The sequence below is a fragment of the Flavobacterium plurextorum genome (assembly GCF_024638035.1).
GTDB classification, from domain to species: Bacteria; Bacteroidota; Bacteroidia; order Flavobacteriales; family Flavobacteriaceae; genus Flavobacterium; species Flavobacterium plurextorum.
This window is the reverse complement of the sequence record NZ_CP100442.1, coordinates 491,875-512,019: the sequence shown is the minus strand read 5'-3', so window position 1 is coordinate 512,019 and position 20,145 is coordinate 491,875. Positions and strand designations below refer to the sequence as shown.

Annotated in this window: 14 protein-coding genes; 13 read left to right on the top strand and 1 reads right to left on the bottom strand. The window is 33.0% G+C overall.

Annotation, left to right across the window (positions count from 1 at the left end; genetic code table 11):
• Positions 1-62 precede the first annotated feature (62 nt).
• Together NLG42_RS02460 and NLG42_RS02455 are read left to right on the top strand one after the other, a co-directional pair.
• Complete coding sequence (locus NLG42_RS02460; protein WP_257682906.1) at positions 63-923, top strand: prephenate dehydrogenase; 861 nt, start codon at positions 63-65, stop codon at positions 921-923.
• Between the two features lie 12 nt (positions 924-935).
• A complete protein-coding gene (locus NLG42_RS02455; protein WP_089054266.1) occupies positions 936-2,018 on the top strand; it encodes a bifunctional 3-deoxy-7-phosphoheptulonate synthase/chorismate mutase type II in 1,083 nt (360 codons plus the stop codon).
• A gap of 302 nt (positions 2,019-2,320) precedes the next feature.
• On the opposite strand, the gene NLG42_RS02450 is transcribed toward NLG42_RS02455, so the two are convergent.
• Positions 2,321-3,370 carry a sialidase family protein gene (locus tag NLG42_RS02450; RefSeq protein WP_257682905.1) on the bottom strand — a complete coding sequence of 350 codons (1,050 nt, stop codon included), beginning with the start codon at positions 3,368-3,370 and terminating at the stop codon, positions 2,321-2,323.
• Positions 3,371-3,848: 478 nt separating this feature from the next.
• Between NLG42_RS02450 and NLG42_RS02445 the strand changes: the two genes are divergently transcribed.
• From NLG42_RS02445 to NLG42_RS02395, 11 genes are all read left to right on the top strand, one after another.
• Positions 3,849-7,217: a VIT domain-containing protein gene (locus tag NLG42_RS02445; protein ID WP_257682904.1), complete on the top strand. Its 3,369-nt coding sequence runs from the start codon at positions 3,849-3,851 to the stop codon at positions 7,215-7,217.
• Between the two features lie 127 nt (positions 7,218-7,344).
• Positions 7,345-8,322 (top strand): ribosome small subunit-dependent GTPase A, encoded by a 978-nt coding sequence (rsgA, locus tag NLG42_RS02440; protein WP_089058470.1) that lies wholly within the window; start codon positions 7,345-7,347, stop codon positions 8,320-8,322.
• Between the two features lie 72 nt (positions 8,323-8,394).
• Positions 8,395-8,847 (top strand): D-aminoacyl-tRNA deacylase, encoded by a 453-nt coding sequence (gene dtd / locus NLG42_RS02435; RefSeq protein WP_089058471.1) that lies wholly within the window; start codon positions 8,395-8,397, stop codon positions 8,845-8,847.
• A gap of 64 nt (positions 8,848-8,911) precedes the next feature.
• Positions 8,912-10,819: a DUF3857 domain-containing protein gene (locus NLG42_RS02430; protein WP_257682903.1), complete on the top strand. Its 1,908-nt coding sequence runs from the start codon at positions 8,912-8,914 to the stop codon at positions 10,817-10,819.
• A 16-nt stretch (positions 10,820-10,835) separates the two neighbouring features.
• A complete protein-coding gene (locus NLG42_RS02425; protein WP_099718086.1) occupies positions 10,836-12,857 on the top strand; it encodes a transglutaminase domain-containing protein in 2,022 nt (673 codons plus the stop codon).
• 1 nt (position 12,858) lies between these two features.
• Entirely contained in the window at positions 12,859-14,847 is a 1,989-nt protein-coding gene (locus NLG42_RS02420) for a DUF3857 domain-containing protein (protein ID WP_257682902.1), read from the top strand.
• Positions 14,848-14,849: 2 nt separating this feature from the next.
• A complete protein-coding gene (locus NLG42_RS02415) occupies positions 14,850-15,176 on the top strand; it encodes a nucleotide pyrophosphohydrolase (protein ID WP_012022600.1) in 327 nt (108 codons plus the stop codon).
• 98 nt (positions 15,177-15,274) lie between these two features.
• Positions 15,275-16,504, top strand: coding sequence for a 3-phosphoshikimate 1-carboxyvinyltransferase (locus tag NLG42_RS02410; protein ID WP_089058475.1), 1,230 nt, complete (start codon positions 15,275-15,277; stop codon positions 16,502-16,504).
• Positions 16,505-16,800: 296 nt separating this feature from the next.
• Positions 16,801-17,850: a tRNA preQ1(34) S-adenosylmethionine ribosyltransferase-isomerase QueA gene (gene queA, locus NLG42_RS02405; RefSeq protein WP_089054258.1), complete on the top strand. Its 1,050-nt coding sequence runs from the start codon at positions 16,801-16,803 to the stop codon at positions 17,848-17,850.
• Between the two features lie 283 nt (positions 17,851-18,133).
• Positions 18,134-19,411, top strand: coding sequence for a kynureninase (gene kynU / locus NLG42_RS02400; RefSeq protein ID WP_257682901.1), 1,278 nt, complete (start codon positions 18,134-18,136; stop codon positions 19,409-19,411).
• A 232-nt stretch (positions 19,412-19,643) separates the two neighbouring features.
• Positions 19,644-20,090 carry a YMGG-like glycine zipper-containing protein gene (locus tag NLG42_RS02395; protein WP_099718089.1) on the top strand — a complete coding sequence of 149 codons (447 nt, stop codon included), beginning with the start codon at positions 19,644-19,646 and terminating at the stop codon, positions 20,088-20,090.
• The last annotated feature ends 55 nt before the right edge of the window (positions 20,091-20,145 follow it).

Genomic DNA, 20,145 nt, shown 5'->3' with positions numbered 1-20,145 from the left:
GGCTTCGGGAGGCGGAAAAGATTGAAACGGATAGCAGGAAGCAGCTTCTAATAAAAAGAAATATGAAAGTATACGTAATAGGAATAGGATTAATTGGCGGTTCGATGGTGCTGGACATCAAAGACCAACATCCTGATTCGACGATTTTTGGGATTGAGAGCAACGAAAAACATTTGCAGGAAGCCATTAATTTAGGAGTTATCGACGAAGCGGGAAGTTTTGAAGATTTGGCTGAAGCTGATTTTGTGATCGTTTCGGTTCCAGTGGATGTGGCGCTGACGGTTTTGCCAAAAGTTCTGGATCAAGTTGGAGATAAAACGATTGTTTTTGAGGTTGGTTCGACGAAAAAACCAATTTGTGAAGCAGTAGCAAGTCATCCGAAAAGAAGAAATTTTATTGCCACGCATCCGATAGCGGGAACGGAGTTTTCAGGACCTTCGGCGGCGATAAAAGGTTTGTTTAAAGGGAAAACAAACATTATTTGCGAAGTGGAAAAAACCACTTTTAAATTGCAGGAAAAGGCGTTAAAGCTTTTCAGCGAAATTGGAATGAGGATTCGATATATGGATCCAACTTCGCACGACAAACATATTGCTTACGTTTCACATTTGTCGCACATTAGTTCGTTTATGCTGGGGAAAACGGTAATGAATAAAGAAAAAGACGAACAGGATATTTTTGATATGGCGGGAAGTGGATTTGAAAGTACGGTTCGTTTAGCAAAAAGTTCGCCAGCGATGTGGACACCAATTTTTAAGCAAAACAAAGAACACGTTCTGGAAACATTAGAAGAATATATTTCAAATCTCAGTCGGTTTAGGGATTTGCTAAAAGAAGAAGATTACAAAGCCATTTTTGAAGAAATGGAAAGCACAAATAAAATAAAAGAAATACTAAACGGATTAACAACAACTAAAAAGTAAATTAGAATTAAGATGGAAAATAAGAAAGAAATGAGAAAGTGGTTAGAAGATTTCAATTTAAATCACCCACTTGTGATAGCTGGACCATGTAGTGCAGAAACGGAAGATCAAGTATTGAAAATTGCTCACGAATTGAAAGATTCAAAAGTTAGTGTTTTCAGAGCAGGAATTTGGAAACCAAGAACGCGTCCAGGAGGATTTGAAGGTGTTGGAGAAATTGGTTTAAAATGGTTACAAAAAGCTAAAGCTGAAACTGGTTTATTGATGGGTACTGAAGTTGCAACTGCAGCGCACTGTAAACTAGCTTTAGAACATGATATTGACGTTTTATGGGTTGGTGCTCGTACAACTGCAAACCCTTTTGCGGTTCAGGAAATTGCTGATACTTTGAAAGGAACTGATAAAATCGTTTTGGTTAAAAATCCAGTAAACCCAGATTTAGCTTTATGGTTAGGTGGTGTTGAGCGTTTACACATGGCTGGAATCGAGAAATTAGGTGTTATTCACAGAGGTTTCTCTACTTACGAAAAAACAAAATACAGAAACATTCCAGAATGGCAGATTGCTATCGAATTGCAAAACAAATTCCCTGATTTACCATTAATCATCGATCCATCTCACATTACTGGAGATCGTAAAATGATTTTTGAAGTAACTCAAGAGGCTTTAGATTTGAACTACGATGGTATGATTATCGAAACACACATCGATCCAGACAACGCTTGGTCTGATGCTGCGCAGCAAGTTACTCCAGATGTTTTGAAACAAATCATTAAAGATTTGACTATCAGAAAAACGGATGATACTACAGATGAGTACAGCCAAAAAATGACTAAACTAAGAGCGAACATCGACGTTCTTGATGCTAACTTATTAGAATTGTTAGGAAAACGTATGAAAGTGGCTGACGAAATTGGTCAGGTGAAAAAAGATGCGAACGTTGCGATTCTTCAAAACAATCGTTGGAACGAAATCTTAGGAAAAATGATTCTTGAAGGTGAGAAAAAAGGTCTTACTGAAGAGTTTGTTTTAAGAATGTTCAAAGCAATTCACCAAGAAAGTATTGGTCACCAAGAGAAAATTTTCAACGCATAATTTTTTCTAAACCATATAAGTGCTATAAGTTAATTTGAAATTTCTTATAGCACGATTTTAAAAATAGATTGTTTTTTTATATTAAATCTCCATTGTTTTCGGACTTTGGGGATTTTTTTGTCCTAATTTTAAATAGAAAATAAAGCAGATAAAATAATTAATTACTCCTTAAAAAAGAAACAATTGTTTAATTGTCAGTAACTTGGGTTGTAAAAACAAGGAAAAGAGCAGTTAAATTATCGAAAACAGTATAGTTCAGTATAAGTGATGAATACGATTTAAGATCTCTCATAGTGTACTGATTAATTCAAATCGAATGCGGTATGTTTGATGTACTTTCTATCATAAGTATATAAAACATGTACTTTTTTATCAGTAGTCTGGATGATTGCCGGATAGCTGAATTCACCTTTTTCCTGTTTTTCCAGATCAAATAATTTTTTCCAGTTCAGACCATCTTTTGAATATTCTACGTCCAAAATATTTCTTCCGTTAAACCAGTCTTTTCCTTTCGGTAATGGATTGTTTACCAATAAAAAAAGGTTTTTATTTATGGTTAAAGCATCTATTCCTGAATTAGAATTGATCACATTGATTGTATTGGTTCTTATCCAGCTTTTCCCGTTATCGCCAGACCAGCTTGAAACTATTTTATTGTGTTTGCTTCGGGATAACATCTGAATATCTGTAGCACTATGAATTAAAAATGCCGGCTGAATGACATTAAAGTTCTGACGGTTTTCTACCGCTATTTTCTTCCAAGAATCAGTCGCTTCTGTATATTCTTCAACATGGATTCTCCATTCGTCAGTATTAACACTTTCTGTACTGCTCCCACATAAAATTATTCCTGGAATAGTTTCAATTGGTTTATTACGAATTGGTCCGTAAATTCCATCTGGAAGGTATTTTGGTTCTCCCCAAGTTGTTCCGTTATCTTTGGAAACAATCATAGCGCCAAACCATTCTCTTGGATTTTTTCCTGTTTTGTAAAACAAATACAAATTCTGGCTTTTAGCTTTAAAAAGAACCGGATTCCAGCAAGGCAGTGTATCAGTACCTTTTATTAAAGGCTGAATCAATTCTTTTGGTGCCGACCATTTTTTATCTTTATAAGCTGAAATATAAATTCCGACATCTTTTGATCCTTCATATTTTCCTCCAAACCAAGCAGCTAAAATTTCATTTGGCTTGTATTCCACTAAAGTTGATGCGTGGCTGGTTGTCGTCACGGGTGGATCTGTAATATAACTGCTTTCTATATTAATTGCTTTTGTCTGTGCTTTCAATCCGCTAGAAACAAGAAAGGTTGTCAATAAAGCTGCTACAGCATATTTTGTTTTCAATATCATTTTATTCTTTTTTTGAGATGTAATAGAAAAATGATGCAGATTTTTAAATCCATCATTTACTTGTTGAATATAATTAAATAATTTGATTTTTGATATGATTTGCAAGGTATGTAAAGATAAATTTATTGATACATTGAATTCGGTTAAAGCTCTTGTTTTTTCCGATATTTTTGTTTTAAAACCTTCAAAAGTTTTGACATAGTTTCTTCTGATAAAAAACGAAGAAGATTTTTTTTTGCTTACATTTTTTATTCAACTTTTTGCCTAAAAACAAAACCACTATTTTAATCGAAATTCAAAAAGTGGCTTTTTAAGGGAAGACTAAAAAGGAAATAAAACTGCTAATCAGGAAAATCTGCGAGAAAAAATATTCGCCCGCAGATTTTGCAGACCAAACAGATAAAAATAAAATAATTATCTTCCCAACCTTTTAATGTCTTTTGTTCTCTATAACAATATAAACCTTAATTTTTGTGTCATGAAATTAAAATTGTTTTCGTCTGCGCCTGGCAGTTTTCAAATGAATTTGAATGTTTTGCTTTTCTTTCTGTTTTTTATTGGAACGAAAACTTTCGCACAAAGTCCTGAACTTACCGTTAAAGGAGAAGAAGCTGAAAAAGTAAGAATGAATAAACTTTTTGTGAATGTAAAAGTGGTAGGAAACATTGCTTATACGACTGCTGAAATGCATTTTTTTAATTCGGGAACTCGTCAAATGGAAGCAGAACTTATTTTTCCACTGCCTGAAAATGTTTCAGTTTCAAGATATGCGATAGACATCAATGGCAAACTACGTGAAGCAGTTCCGGTGAATAAAAATAAAGGGAAACAAGTTTTTGAAGCTATTGAGCATCGTCGTGTCGATCCGGGATTGTTAGAAAAAGTAGATGGAAATAATTTTAAAACAAGAATTTATCCGTTGATGCCAAATGGAGAACGAACTGTTGTTATTGGTTATGAAGAAGAACTTTCGGCTTTTGATAAAGATAATCTGGCGTATCAATTGGTAAGCCGTTTTCCGAAAAAATTAGATCAGTTTGAAATTAACGTTTCAGTTTTGGGAACTTCGACTGCGCCAATTGTTACTGAGAGCTCAGAGAAAGAAATTTCGTTTTCAAAATGGAACCAATCTTTTCAGGCATCCGTAAAAAAAGAAAATTATGAGCCTGCAGAAAAAATAGTTATTAAAATTCCAATTCAGCAAAATATCCCGAGTGTTGTGATGCAGGATGCTGGCGGACAATATTATTTTTATGGAAATACTTTTATAGAGGGAAATAAAATTGCTAAAAAAAATCCGGCTTCAATTGGTTTGATTTGGGATAATTCATTGAGCTGTAAAAACCGAGATTTAAAGAAAGAATTGGATTTGCTTGATGCCTATTTTCAAAAAAATAAAAATACAAAAGTGACTTTGTACTTTTTAAATTACACTTTCGAAAAGCAAAAAGAATTTGTGATTTCTAACGGAAATTGGACTGAATTAAAAACCGTTTTAGAAAATACAAAATACGATGGTGGAACGCGTTATTCGCAAATTAGTTTTGAAAATCAGGATGAGTTTTTATTTTTCTCTGATGGATTATCTTCTTTAAGTGAAAACCTTCTGCCAAAAACTAAAAAGCAGGTTTATACTATTACTTCTTCTGTATCTGCTGATTTTTCTTTTCTGAATTATTCGGCAATGAAAACGGGAGGGAACTTTATCAATTTAAATCAGATAAGTGTTGAAACTGCTCTAGATAAATTAACGAATGCGAGTTTGAAATTTTTAGGAATAAAAGAAAATTTAACGACAACTGATTTATTTCCAATGGAAGGAACTCCGGTTTCAGGGAATTTTAGTTTTTCAGGAATTTCTTTGAATCCGAAAAATGAAATTACTTTATTATTCGGCTATAATAATGAAGCTGTTTTAGAAAAGAAAATTACGCTTGATGCAGCTGTTCAAAGTTCTGCTGATGTAAATATTGAAAAACTTTGGGCGCAAAAAAAAATTGCCAATTTTGAATTGCAATATGCTAAAAACGCAGATGAAATCGAGTTTCTTGGAAAGAAATTCGGCATTGTAACCAAAAATACTTCACTGATTGTTCTGGAAAATGTGAGAGATTATATTATGTACGATATTATTCCGCCAGCAGAATTACGTTCTGAATTTGACAGAATTAAAAAACAGGAACATGATACTAATGTGGCTCAGCAAAAAAGTAATTCGGACAATATAGAAAGTTATTTTAATGGATTAAATGTTTGGTGGAAAAAGAATCTTAAGTATAATGGACAAAAAATAGCATCTAAGTATAAACACAAAAGACAAGTTCCAGGGCCGCCGCCGCCGCCAAGTGCTGAAGGCAGAAATGGGGATATAAGAATTGGAACTGAGGCTATAGTTGGAACTGAAACTATAAAAGGAGATCCTGACGCTGCTGTAACAATAGACGAACCTGTTGGAGCAGGATCAGTTTCAACTGTTATTGTGGAAGATAATGCTGTGTATAATACATCTACTCCGCCAAAGGCTGATCAGGTAAAATTTGTTGCGCCTGTGGTTGCAAAAGCGCAAGAGGTTACTGAGGATGTGCCAAAAATTACCGAATTAAAAGATAAAAAAGTAGGCAGTGAAGAAATACAAAAAGAGACGAATGCCGCTAAATTACAAGAAACAGTTGTGGCAGGTTATCTCCCAGAAAATGCTTCAAAAAGCAAAGACCTTTCACAAGATTTAAATTTCAGTAGAGGTTATTTGGCTGGAGATTCAAAAAAGCCTTTAATTATAGTTGATGGTCAGTTTTATGAGGGTGAATTGACCGATTTAAAGTCAGATGATATTGATACAGTAGATGTTTTGAAAGATGCGTCTAGAATTGCTGCTTATGGCAGCAGAGGGGCAAATGGCGTTATTATTATAACAACGAAAAAGCAGTCTTCAAATAGTGGAATTGTACAAACAAAAAGTTGGAATCCAGATCGATTGTATTTGAAAGCTTTAGCAAAAGCGCCAAAAGAAAAACAATACGATTTGTATTTTGAACTGAGAAAATCGCAAGAAAGAAACCCAAGTTTTTATTTTGATGCAGCTCACTTTTTTTACAATCAGGGCGATCTTAAAAAAGCATTGCTGATCATTAGCAATATTGCCGATTTAGGCTTAGAGAATCATCAGCTTTATAAAACTTTGACGTATACTTTGCGTCAGTGGAAAGATTATAATGATGCAGTTTTTACCGCAAAACAAGTCGTAAAATGGAGAGAACATGAACCGCAGAGTTTTAGAGATTATGCTTTAACACTAGAAGATGCTGGAAAATATCAAGAAGCTTTTGATGAATTAATTAAAGCACTTGAAGTGAATTATTATGGAGAAATGAGCGGTCAGTATGAAGGTGTAGAAGATATTATTTTAATGGATGTTAATCGTATGATAACAGCACATTCTAGCATAAAAACGGGTAAGCTTGATAAAAAGTACCTTGCTAAAATGCCAGTTGATATCAGAGTCATTATGAACTGGAACCAAATGGATGTTGATTTGGATTTGCATGTAATTGAACCAACAAATGAAGAATGTTACTACAGCCATACTTCTACACAAATTGGAGGAAGATTTTCTAAAGATTTTACCGAGGGTTATGGCCCGGAACAATATATAATCAGAAATGCGGTAAAAGGGAAATATCAAATTAAAACCAATTATTTTGGAGAAACTGAATTAACAGAAAATGGTCCGGCAACATTAATGGTCGAAATTTATATTACGAGAGCAGGAAAAACTTCCAGAACTTTAAAAACAATTCAGTTAGGGAAAATAAAAGAGAATCAAGCTTTAGCCGAAATTATCTGGTAAAGTCTGCAAATTAAAAGGATGTCTTTCAAATTTAAAAGGCGAAATTACGTTGTTCCATTCTAAAAACGTAATTTTGCCTTTTTCTCGATAGCTTTCGGGACTAAAATCTGATATCTAAAATTATAGAATGACAGGAACCGTTTATAAATCTACAGGAAGTTGGTATACCGTAAAATCTGAAAAAGGCGATTTTATCGAATGCCGCATGAAAGGGAAGTTTAGAATGAAAGGGATTAAAAGTACTAATCCTATTGCTGTAGGCGATATTGTCGATTATGAATTAGAAGAAACTTCAGATACCTTAACGGGAACAATTCATAAAATTCACGAAAGAAAAAATTATATCGTTCGTAAATCGGTTAACTTGTCTAAGCAGATTCATATTATTGCTTCTAATATAGATCAAGTTTTTTTGTTGGTTACAATTGATAATCCGCCAACAACGACAAGCTTTATTGATCGTTTTTTGGTTACTGCCGAAGCATACGGAATTGAAGCTGTTCTTATTTTTAATAAAATTGATACACTCAATGAACAGACATTAGACGATCAGCTTTATTTACAGCATATTTACACCGAAATAGGATATAAATGCCTCAGAATTTCTTCAACAGAAAATAAAGGCGTTGATAAACTGAAAGAAATGATGATAGGTAAAGTCAGCATGTTTTCGGGACATTCTGGAGTTGGGAAATCAACTTTGGTGAATGCGATGGAACCAAGTCTTCATTTAAAAACCACAGTAATTTCAGAACAAAGCAAGCAAGGACAGCACACTACAACTTTTGCTGAAATGTATGATTTGTCATTTGATGCTAGAATTATTGATACACCTGGAATTAAAGGTTTCGGAATTGTCGATATGGAACCAACAGAAATCAGCGGTTATTTTCCAGAATTTTTTAAGCTTAAGGATCAATGTAAGTTCAACAACTGTTTACATAAAGAAGAACCGCATTGTGCTATAAAAGCAGCTTTAGAAAAAGACGAAATTGCTTGGTCGCGTTACAATAGTTATCTTAAAATATTGGAAGGAGATGAAGAACATTACCGAACTGATATTTATGGTGATGATCGTGCAGCAAGTGATGAAACAAGAAAATAGTCATTTACATTTCATAACCAGCATTTTACACTTTAAAAAGGTCATTCTACTACCAAAATAATATTTTAATTTATGAAAATTGTTCTTCAAAGAGTTTCAGAAGCTTCCGTTACTGTTGACGGAGAAAAGACAGCCGACATTAAAAAAGGATTATTGGTTTTAGTTGGAATTGAAGATGCCGATACTCAGGAAGATATTGACTGGCTTTCAGGAAAAATCATTAAAATGAGAATTTTTGGTGATGAAAATGATGTTATGAACTGCTCAGTTCAGGACATCGACGGCGACATAATTGTTGTTAGCCAATTTACACTTCACGCCTCTACAAAAAAAGGAAACCGACCATCTTATATAAAAGCTGCAAAACCTGAATTTGCGATTCCGATGTATGAGAACTTTGTAAAATCTTTAGAAAAAGAGTTTAATAAAAAAGTGCAAACTGGAATTTTTGGTGCAGATATGAAGGTAAGTCTTATAAATGACGGTCCTGTAACTATTTTAATAGACAGTAAAAACAGAGATTAAAAAATCATTAGACAAATGTTAAGAATTTCTAAAAATAATATATATTTGACGAAATTACTTACTAATGAAAACCGCTTTTATTGCGTTATTTTTTTTCTCATTTGCCACCATTTCTTTTGCTCAAAAGGGTGAATATTCTGTTTTAACCATTGCAGACAGTTTAAAAGAGAATGCCAATGCCGTTGTTCGTTTAGATCAAACGGATATTACTATTGTTTCACAGCGAAGTATGAATATTAAAACACTGAGAGCTGTTACAGTATTAAATGAAAAAGGCATAAGAGCTGTAAGTGCTTCTGAAAATTATAATAAAAGAAGCTCTGTCAAAAATATTGAAGCAACTGTCTATGATGCCTTTGGTGGTGAGGTTAAAAAAATCAAACGTAAAGATTTTAAAGATGTCAGTGCAGTAGATGGAGTTACACTTGCTTCAGATGCTAGATATATTTATTTAGATTATACTCCAACCTCATATCCTTTTACAATAGTCTATACCAGTGAAACTGAAACTTCAAATACGGCTTTTCTTCCGCGTTGGTATCCTTTAGATCAATATTTTGTAAGTGTAGAAAAATCTATTTTAAATGTAAAATATCCTAATAATCTTGGCTTTAGAAAGAAGGAAAGTCTATTGTCGGTTTTTGATATAAAAAAAACAGATGATACAGAAAGCCAACTTTCATATACCGCAAAAAACATTACAGCTCAAAGACCTGAGGATTATAGTCCTGCATTTAATGAATTGTATCCAAAAGTGGTTATGAGTCTTGAATACTTTAATCTAGAAGGAATTGATGGAAATGCAAAAGACTGGAAGGAGTATGGAAAGTGGTTTTCAGAAAAAATATTAGCAGAAACAATAGTATTGCCTGAGGAAACCAAAACTAAGATAAAGTCACTTGCGGGAAATGAATCAGATCCTATAAAAAAAGCAAAAATTATTTATCAATATGTGCAGGAGAAATCCAGATATGTGAGTATTCAATTAGGTATTGGAGGATTCAAACCTATGCTGGCGACAGATGTTGATCGTTTAGGTTATGGAGATTGTAAAGCATTATCAAATTATACAAGGGCACTTTTAGATGTTGTAGGAGTTCCATCATATTATACTGAATTATATGGTGATCGTGATTTAAGAGATATTGATGAGGATTTCTTTTCGATAGAAGGAAATCATGCGATTTTATGCGTACCAAATGACAATAAATATGTTTTTTTAGAATGTACGAGTCAACAGGATCCTTTTGGATATCAGGCAAATTTTACAGACAATAGAAAAGTTATCGTAATTAAACCTGAGGGAGGCGAAATAATCAGAACAAAAATTTATGAATCAAAAGATAATACTCAATTCAGTAAAGGAAACTATTCTTTAGATGAAAATGGCATTTTTTCAGGTAAAGTAAATATTGTTTCTGAAGGTTCTCAATACGGAACTAAACAACAAATTGAAAAACTGCAGCCTACAGAAAAAGAAGCGCATTATAAAAAGTACTGGGAAAACATAAACAACATCAAATTAGGTAAAATAGCATTTGAAAACGATAAAGAAAACATTCGTTTCTCTGAAGATGTACAGTTAACCGCAACTAATTATGGTGCTGTAACAGGAAATAAAATGATTTTTGCTGTTGATGCCTTCAATCAAAATTCTGAAAATGTAAAGCGAATAAGAAACCGTAAAAATCCATTTCAAATTCAGCGCGGTTACTTAGATACAGATGAAATTGAAATAAATCTTCCTGCCGGTTTCAGTATCGAATTCCTTCCTCAAAATTATGAGCTTAAAGGAAAATTCGGAGAATATAAAACAGAGATAATTAAAAAAGAAAATAATAAGCTAACCTATAAAAGGTCTATGTTTCTAAATCGCGGAAAATACTCTAGTAAAGAATATGATGAATATAGACTTTTTATGGAGCAAGTGTCGCGTAATGATAATGCTAAAATTATATTAACTAAAAACTAACCAAAAACTAACCAAAATGAAATTTAGTAAACCTTTATGTTTATCAATTCTGTTGTTGTTTGTTTCAAAAATAAGCGCACAGGATTTTAAATTAGGGAAAGTATCAATTGCAGAATTACAACAAAAGGTACATCCCAAAGATTCATCGGCAGTAGCTGCTGTTTTGTACACAAAAGGAGAAGCCAGAATTGAATATGATCCCAGCAATGGTTTTGTTACCTTAACGGATGTAGAAACGAGAATCAAAATTTATAAAAAAGAAGGTTACAGCTGGGCAAATCAAGCAGTCTGGTATTGGAATACTACTAACCTAAAAGAACGCGTATTTTTTACAGATGCCGTTACTTATAATTTAGTTGATGGTAAAATTGAAAAAACAAAACTTAAAAGCGATGGTACTTTTGATGAAGTGATTTCTAAATACAAAGGGCAAAAGAAAATTGCAATGCCAAATGTAAAAGAAGGCTCAGTAATCGAATTTAGATATACAATCAAATGTCCAAGTGATCGATTGATAAGAGAATGGGATTTTCAAACCAGTATCCCTGTAAATTATTCTGAGTTTTCAGTACATATTCCTGAATATTATGTTTTTAATTCAAGACAAAAAGGGTATGTTTTTCCTAAAGTAACGACTCTTAAGAATCCAAAAACGGTAACATTTACTACTAAAGAAAGATCTGGAGGAAATGACGGCACAGCTACCGTGACTGAGTTTTCGAGAGATAAAGTAGAGTATATGGAAACTGAAACTACTTATGTGGCAGTTGATTTTCCTGCGATGAAGGAAGAAGATTATGTTAATAATATTGATAATTATACATCAAGTATTCAGTATGAGTTATCGGCCACAAAATTTCCAAATTCACCAATGAAAGAATATTCTACAAATTGGAATTCAGTTGTGAAAACAATTTATGAATATGATGATTTTGGTCCAGAGCTAAATAAAACAGGCTATTTTGAAGAGGATTTAACAAAACTTTTAGCTGGATTAAATACACCTGAAGAACGAATTTGGGCAATTTTTAATCATGTGAAGTCGAATGTAAAGTGGAATGGTTATACAGGTTATGGCTGTGAAAATGGAGTTAAAAAAGCATACAAAGAAAAAACAGGAAATATAGCCGATATTAATTTAATGCTTACTGCAATGCTGCGCCATTCTGGATTAAAAGCGCATCCAGTTTTAGTAAGTACAAGATCAAACGGAATTGCATTGTTTCCTAATAGATCAGCATTCAATTATGTAATTGCAGCTGTAGAAACACCAAATGGAAATATTTTAATAGATGCCACAGATAAATATTCTACACCAAATGTTTTGCCTTTAAGAGCTCTAAACTGGTCTGGAAGATTAATTAGAAAAGACGGAACTTCTGAGGAGATTGACTTAATGCCGAGTAAAACATCAAGTGATGCTGTTTCTCTAAGTTATACCATTGAAGCCGATGGTAAAATTTCAGGAAAAGCAAGAAGACAATCTACAGATTATAATGCAATGGTTAAAAGAGAGAATTCTTATAGCGTAAAACAAGAAGATTATCTTGAGAAATTGGAAAATCAAAATGGCAAAATCGAGATAAGCGAATATAAAAGAACAAATGAGAAAGAAATTTTGTTGCCGGCTATTGAGTCTTACTCATTTACAGGATCAAATTTATGTGAATTAATTGGAGATAAAATATACGTTAGCCCAATGTTGTTTTTTACCAATGATAAAAATCCGTTCAAGCAAGAAGCTCGTGAATATCCGGTAGATTTTAGTTTTCCGTTTTTAGAAAAATATAATATTACCATTAAAATTCCAGAAGGATTTACAGTTGAAACAATACCAGCTCAAAGTGTTGTAAGTATGGAAGGTGATTTAGGGACTTTTAAATACAATATAGCAGCAAACGGAAATTTTCTTCAGTTAACAATTGCACATCAAATCAATGAAGCAATTGTGTCTGCTGAAAACTATGATATGTTGAAAGATTATTATAAAGCGATGGTTGCAAAAGAAACAGAAAAAATAGTTTTAAAACGTATTTAGTATGTTGCGATTTCTTCTGATTTGTACAGCATTCTTGTGGAATAGTTTTGATATCCAAGCGCAAAGGTATGAGCTTGGAAAAGTCACTATTGACGAATTACAGGAAAAAATGCACCCTGCAGATTCTTCTGCTCCAGCAGCGATTTTATTTAAAAAAGGGAAAACAGTTTTTAACTATAATGGGAAAACAGGTTTTTCTGCAATTCATACTTATGAATTTAAAATCAAAATATACAAAAAAGAAGGCCTCAAATGGGCAAATCAGAAAGTGCGTTATTATGTTGGCTATCAGAATTTAAATGAAGAATTATTAACATTTTCAAATGCTGTCACGTACAATCTTGAAGATGGAAAAATTGAAAAAACAAAGCTTGGTAATCAAGCGCTGTTCAAGAAGACAATTAACGAATACTGGAATGAAAAATCAATTACATTCCCAAATGTAAAAGTTGGATCTGTGATAGAATATAAATACGTTTTAAAGTCTGAAAACATTGTTCAATTTCCTGATTTTGATTTTCAATATAGTATTCCTTTAAATTATTTTGAATATAAAACAGAGTTTCCAGAATTTTATATCTATAAAAGTCTTTTAGTTGGTAATCATGTCTTAGAAAGTGATTCAAAAATTGTAATGGGAAGTCAGAATTTTACAGATAAATACGACCAAAGTCGTGTGATGACTTACAAGCAGATTAATGCGGTTTATTCTGGAAAAAACATACCTGCGCTAAAAGAAGAACCCTATGTCAATAATATAGAGAATTATCGAGGCTGTATCAAACATGAATTAGAACGTGTACGAATGCCGGATGAGCCTGTAAAGGATTATACAATAACATGGGAAGGTGTAGCTACTACTATTTTTAAAGAAGATCGTTTTGGAAAAGAACTCAGTAATAATAGTTTTTTGATTGAAGACGTAAAAAAAGTAGTTGCAAATATTTCTTCTCAAAATGACAGAATGAATGCTATTTTTCAGTTCGTTCAGAATAAAATGAACTGGAATGAAATTAATAGCTTATATACAGATAAAGGAATTGAAAAAGCATATAAAGATCAAACCGGAAATATTGCAGAAATCAATTTTATACTCTTAAATATGTTGAAATGGGCAGGAATAGAAGCGAATCCTGTTTTGGTGAGCACAATTGAAAATGGAATCCCAATTTATCCTACAAGGACTGGATTTAATTATGTAATTGCAGCAGTTGAAATTGATGGAAAGCAAATTTTATTAGATGCATCTAGAAAATTCACAGTACCAGACATACTTCCTTTAAATGTTTTAAACTGGAAAGGAAGATTAATTAAGAGCGACGGAACGTCAAAAGAAATTGATTTAGTTCCTGCAAAACCTTCAAAAGAAAGTGTCAATATAAGCTTTAGGCTTAATGAAAATGGAAAAATTGATGGAAAAATTAGAATTCAAAGAACAGATTATAAAGCTTATAAATTTAGAATTGAAAACGGAAAACAAAATCAGGAGAATTATCTTGAAAAATTGGAGCAACAGCTTGGCAATCTGAAGATTTCAGATTATTTAGTAACTAATAAAATCTCCAATATTTCTGATCCGCTTATAGAAGCCTTCAGTTTTGAAACTGATAATTTTGTAGAAATGATAGGAGGGAAATTATATATAAGTCCCATGTTGTTCTATACGCAGTCAAAAAATCCTTTTGTACAGGAAGATAGACAAATGGGGGTTTATTTTGGATATCCTACACAAGAGAAAGTTTTTGCAATTTTAGAAATTCCGCAAGGTTATATTGTAGAAATGCTGCCAAAATCAACTAGACTTTCTCTCGAAGATAAGTCTATAAGTTTATCATTAAATATTTTAAACGAGGGAAACAAAATCCAATTTAGCTTTTCAAAAGACATTAACAATAGTATTTTTGCAGCTGAAGATTACAATGCATTGAAAACTATGTTTCAAAAAATGATTGCTAGTCAAAATGAAAAAATTGTTCTAAAAAAAGCTTAAAGATGGATTTGAAAAATGCACAACTAGATGTTGATACTTGGATAAAAGAACACGGTGTTCGATATTTTAACGAATTAACAAATATGGCTCAGCTTACAGAAGAAGTAGGCGAAGTGGCTCGAATTATTGCTCGTCGTTATGGAGAACAATCTGAGAAAGAAAGTGATAAAAATAAAGATTTAGGGGAAGAATTGGCCGATGTTGTTTTCGTTGTTCTATGTCTGGCGAACCAAACAGGAATTGATTTACAAGCAGCTTTTGATAAAAAAATGGACTTAAAATCGGTTAGAGATAAAGATCGTCACAAAAACAACGATAAATTGAAATAATTGTGAAATTTTATCGCAGATTTTGATTTACGAGCGAGGAGTGGTAAATTGCGCACTCGAATTATGTCACTCACAATTCGCAACTCATAACTAAAATCATGAATTTAAAATTAAGCACGAATTCACAATTTACGATTGATAATTCGCAACTAAATATTACGGGTTCTAAAAGCGAAACAAATCGCTTATTATTACTAAAAGCATTGTTTCCAAATATCACATTAGCCAATACTTCAAACTCTGATGACAGCGAAGTAATGCAGAAAGCGCTGGCAGGAAATGACGAAATTGTTGACATTCACCATGCTGGAACGGCAATGCGATTTTTAACAGCATATTTTGCAGTAAATGAAGGCAGAGAAGTGGTAATGACAGGCTCAAGCAGAATGCAGGAGCGCCCGATTAAAATTTTAGTTGAAGCTTTGGCACAATTAGGCGTTGAAATTTCATATGAAAAAGAAGTTGGTTATCCGCCAATTCGAATCAAAGGAAAAAAAGTAACCGCTTCAAAAGTTACTTTAGCGGCAAATGTAAGCAGTCAGTATATATCTGCACTTTTGTTAGTAGCGGCAAAATTAGAAAATGGTTTAGAGTTAACTTTAGAAGGAGAAATAACTTCGATTCCGTATATCAAAATGACTTTGGCTTTGCTAAAAGATTTAGATATTCAAACTAGTTTTGAAGGAAATGTAATAAAAGTTTATCCTAAAGAATCTGTTGAATCAAAAGAAATGGTTGTAGAATCTGATTGGAGTTCTGCGTCGTATTTCTTTAGCCTTGTGGCTTTGGCTGATGCTGCAAAAATAACTTTAAGCAGTTATAAAGAAAACAGCTTGCAAGGAGATTCAGAATTAGTTTCTCTGTATGAAAAAATGGGTGTAAAAACTACTTTCCAAAATAATCAAATGACATTGGAAAAACAAGTTGGTTTTGCATATGAAGATGTAAATTTTGAATTGAATAATACACCAGATATTGCGCAAACAATTGTAGTAACTTGTTTAGGTTTAGGAATTGGATGCCATTTAACAGGTCTTCATACACTGAAAATTAAGGAAACAGATAGACTTGAAGCTTTAAGAATTGAGCTTACAAAATTAGGAGCCAATATTTCTGTAACTAATGACAGTTTGACTTTATTGCGATCTGGAGAAATTAATCAAGATGTTCATATTGCAACTTACAACGATCACCGTATGGCAATGGCATTTGCACCGCTTGCTATAAAAGTGCCAATTATTATTGATGATGCCGAAGTAGTTTCAAAATCATATCCAGATTTTTGGAATGATTTAAAGGCTTTAAACTTTCAAGTTTCAGAATTGTAATCAAATTGTACTATATAAGTTCTTTTAAATAAAGGACTTAATAAAGATTAATAATATAACCTCTGGTTTCAACCAGAGGTTTTTTTGTTTAAGAAATCCAAATTAAATGAACTTATCTAACTTATATGATAAAAAAAACATTTTTAATGGTTCTGAAAACTCCACTAAATCAGGGACTTTTGAAAATAAACATCAAAACACTTGACAACGCCTATCTCACAATCGTATATTTGCAAGCGATTTAAAATTTTAGATAAAAAAGTCTAAGATTGATATTTTAAAATCTAACTTCAAATATGAAATTATCACACTTCAATTTCAATTTACCGAAAGAACTTTTGGCTGAATTTCCGGCAGAAAATAGAGATGAATCTCGTTTAATGGTAATTGACCGTCAAAAACAAACAATAGAGCACAAAATGTTTAAAGATGTTATCAATTATTTTGATGACGGAGACGTTTTAATTCTTAACAATACAAAAGTTTTCCCTGCACGTTTGTACGGAAACAAAGAAAAAACTGGTGCAAGAATTGAGGTTTTCTTATTAAGAGAATTAAATTCTGAGCAGCGTTTATGGGATGTTTTAGTTGATCCAGCTAGAAAAATCCGTATTGGTAATAAACTTTATTTTGGCGATGACGATTCATTAGTTGCCGAAGTAATTGATAATACAACTTCTCGTGGTAGAACATTACGTTTTTTATATGACGGTTCTTACGAAGAGTTTAGAAACAAATTGACAGAACTTGGAGAAACTCCAATTCCTAAATATATCAGCAGAGAGGTTACTGCCGAAGATGCTGAAAGATACCAAACAATTTATGCAAAAGAAGAAGGAGCTGTAGCGGCACCAACTGCTGGTTTACACTTTTCAAAACACCTTTTGAAAAAATTAGAAATCAAAGGAGTAAACTTTGCTGAGGTTACACTTCACGTAGGTTTAGGAACTTTTAATCCAGTTGAGGTTGAAGATTTATCTAAACACAAAATGGACTCTGAAGAATTAATCATCAGACAAGAGGCTTGCGACATTGTAAATGAAGCAAAAGCAAAGAAAAAACGTATTTGTGCTGTAGGAACAACTTCTATGCGTGCAATTGAAAGTTCTGTTTCTTCTGCAAATACTTTAAATCCTTATGAGGGATGGACAAATAAATTTATTTTCCCTCCTCACGATTTTAGTATTGCAAACTGTATGATTACTAATTTCCACACACCAAAATCAACATTATTAATGATGATTTCTGCTTTCTGTGGTCATGACTTAATGAAAAAAGCATACGACGAAGCGATCAAAGAAGGATACAAATTCTATTCTTACGGAGATGCGATGTTAATTCTTTAATTAGAATTTATTTTCAAAATAAGAACCCGACAGTTTTTTTAGAATCTGTCGGGTTTTCTGTTTTTAATGGTTTCAAGTTTCAGGTTTCAAGTTTGATGTTCGTTATGCGATTTAACCGCAAAGTTCGTAAAGCTTTGCGTTCTTATGCATTTGGCAAACACAAACGGAACAAAAAACCTTGCGAACTTTGCAGTTAAATACCACGAAGCATATCAACTTGAAACCTTAAACTTGAAACAAAATAAACAATTTTTGTTATTTTAGCATCCAAAACAAAAACACAATGACTTTTCAAAATACACGCGAATTCGCGAAACAATTAGATGCTCAAGATTCATTGAATCACTATCAAGATCAATTTATTTTCCCAAAAGTAAATGATAAACGAGTAATTTATTTCACTGGAAACTCTTTAGGATTGCAACCAAAACGTACAAAAGCTTATATAGACGAGGTAATGAATGACTGGGCAGAATTAGCTGTTGAAGGTCATTTTTATGCAGAGAAACCTTGGTGGGATTATCAGGAAAGATTCGCTGAACCATTGAGTAAAATTGTGGGAGCACTTCCGTCAGAAGTTACCGTTATGAATACTTTAACCGTAAATCTTCATTTATTGATGGTTTCTTTTTATCAGCCAAAAGGAAAGCGTTATAAAATTATCTGCGAAGAAAAAGCTTTTCCATCAGATCAATATATGTTTCAGAGTCAGGTTCATTTTCATGGATATAAACCAGAAGATGCCATTGTAGAAATTAAACGACGCGAAGGCGAGCACAATATTCGTCTTGAAGATGTTTTAGCAAAAATCGAAGAAGTTGGCGACGAATTGGCTTTAGTTTTAATTGGAGGTGTAAATTATTATACTGGACAAGTTTTCGACATTAAAACCATAACTGCAGCTGGACAAAAAGCAGGAGCGAAAGTAGGCTGGGATTTAGCACATGCAGCTGGAAACATCAAATTAGAACTTCACGATTGGAATGTAGATTTTGCCGCTTGGTGCAGTTATAAATATATGAATTCAGGACCTGGAAATGCTTCGGGAGTTTTTGTTCATGAAAGACATCACAGCGATCCAGATTTACCACGATTTGCAGGTTGGTGGGGACACAATAAAGAACGTCGTTTTAAAATGGAACCAAACTTTGATCCTGTTCAAGGAGCAGGAGGATGGCAGATTAGTAACCTTCCAGTGTTGTCATTAGCACCCTATTTAGCTTCTGTAGAGATGTTTGCTGAGGTTGGAATGGATGCTTTAATTGCAAAACGGGATCATATTACGTCTTATTTAGAATTTATTCTGCACGAAATTGATAAGGAAGTTGATAGTACTTTTGAAATTATTACGCCAGCGAATCCTGAAGAAAGAGCTTCACAATTGTCTGTTTTTCTACATGGAGAAGGAAGAAGCTTGTTCGATTATTTAATGAAAAATGGAGTTATCACAGATTGGCGTGAACCAAACGTAATTCGTCTGGCGCCAGTTCCTTTGTATTGCTCTTATGAGGATATGTATGACTTTGGGCAAATTTTGAAAAAAGGAATTTTAGGAAAGTAATATTCGTTATTGTTTGTCATTTCGAGGAACGAGAAATCGCACTAGAAATTCGACAAATATTAGTGACATTCTTTGCGGAGCAACTAATACGATTTCTCATTCCTCGAAATAACATAAAATTGTCAATGAATCCATAATCTTCAAATCATATAAACTTTCCAAAAAATTCTGTAATAAGCATTATAGCAGATATCCTTTATTTTGTAGTGTATAATTATTAAAAACTACAATCATGAAAGGCTTATATATTTTATTAGCGGTAATACTTTTAACTTCTTGTCAGAATCAAAATAAAGAAGATATAAATAAAGCCAAACAAGCCAGTATTGATTCAATGAAAGTTGAGATTAACAAGCAGCGAGTTATCGATTCAATGAAGACTGAAATGGCTAAGATTAAAGAAGAACAAAAAATTGAATCTGAAAAAGAAAAAGTTGTTGTTGTGCATCAGCAAGCAAATGGAACTGCTGCAGCGACAACAGCAGCACCAGCACCAGCTAAAAAGAAAGGTTGGAGTTCTGCAGCTAAAGGCGCGGTAATTGGTGCAGGAGTAGGAGCAGCAACTGGAGCAATTGTCAGTAAGAAAAAAGGACAAGGTGCAATTATAGGCGGATTAGCCGGAGCAGGAGTTGGAGCCGGAACAGGTGCAATTATTGATAGTAAAAAGAAAAAAGAGTAACTGCTTTTTCTGTTTAAATAAAGAACCCCGATTAAGATATCTTGATCGGGGTTTT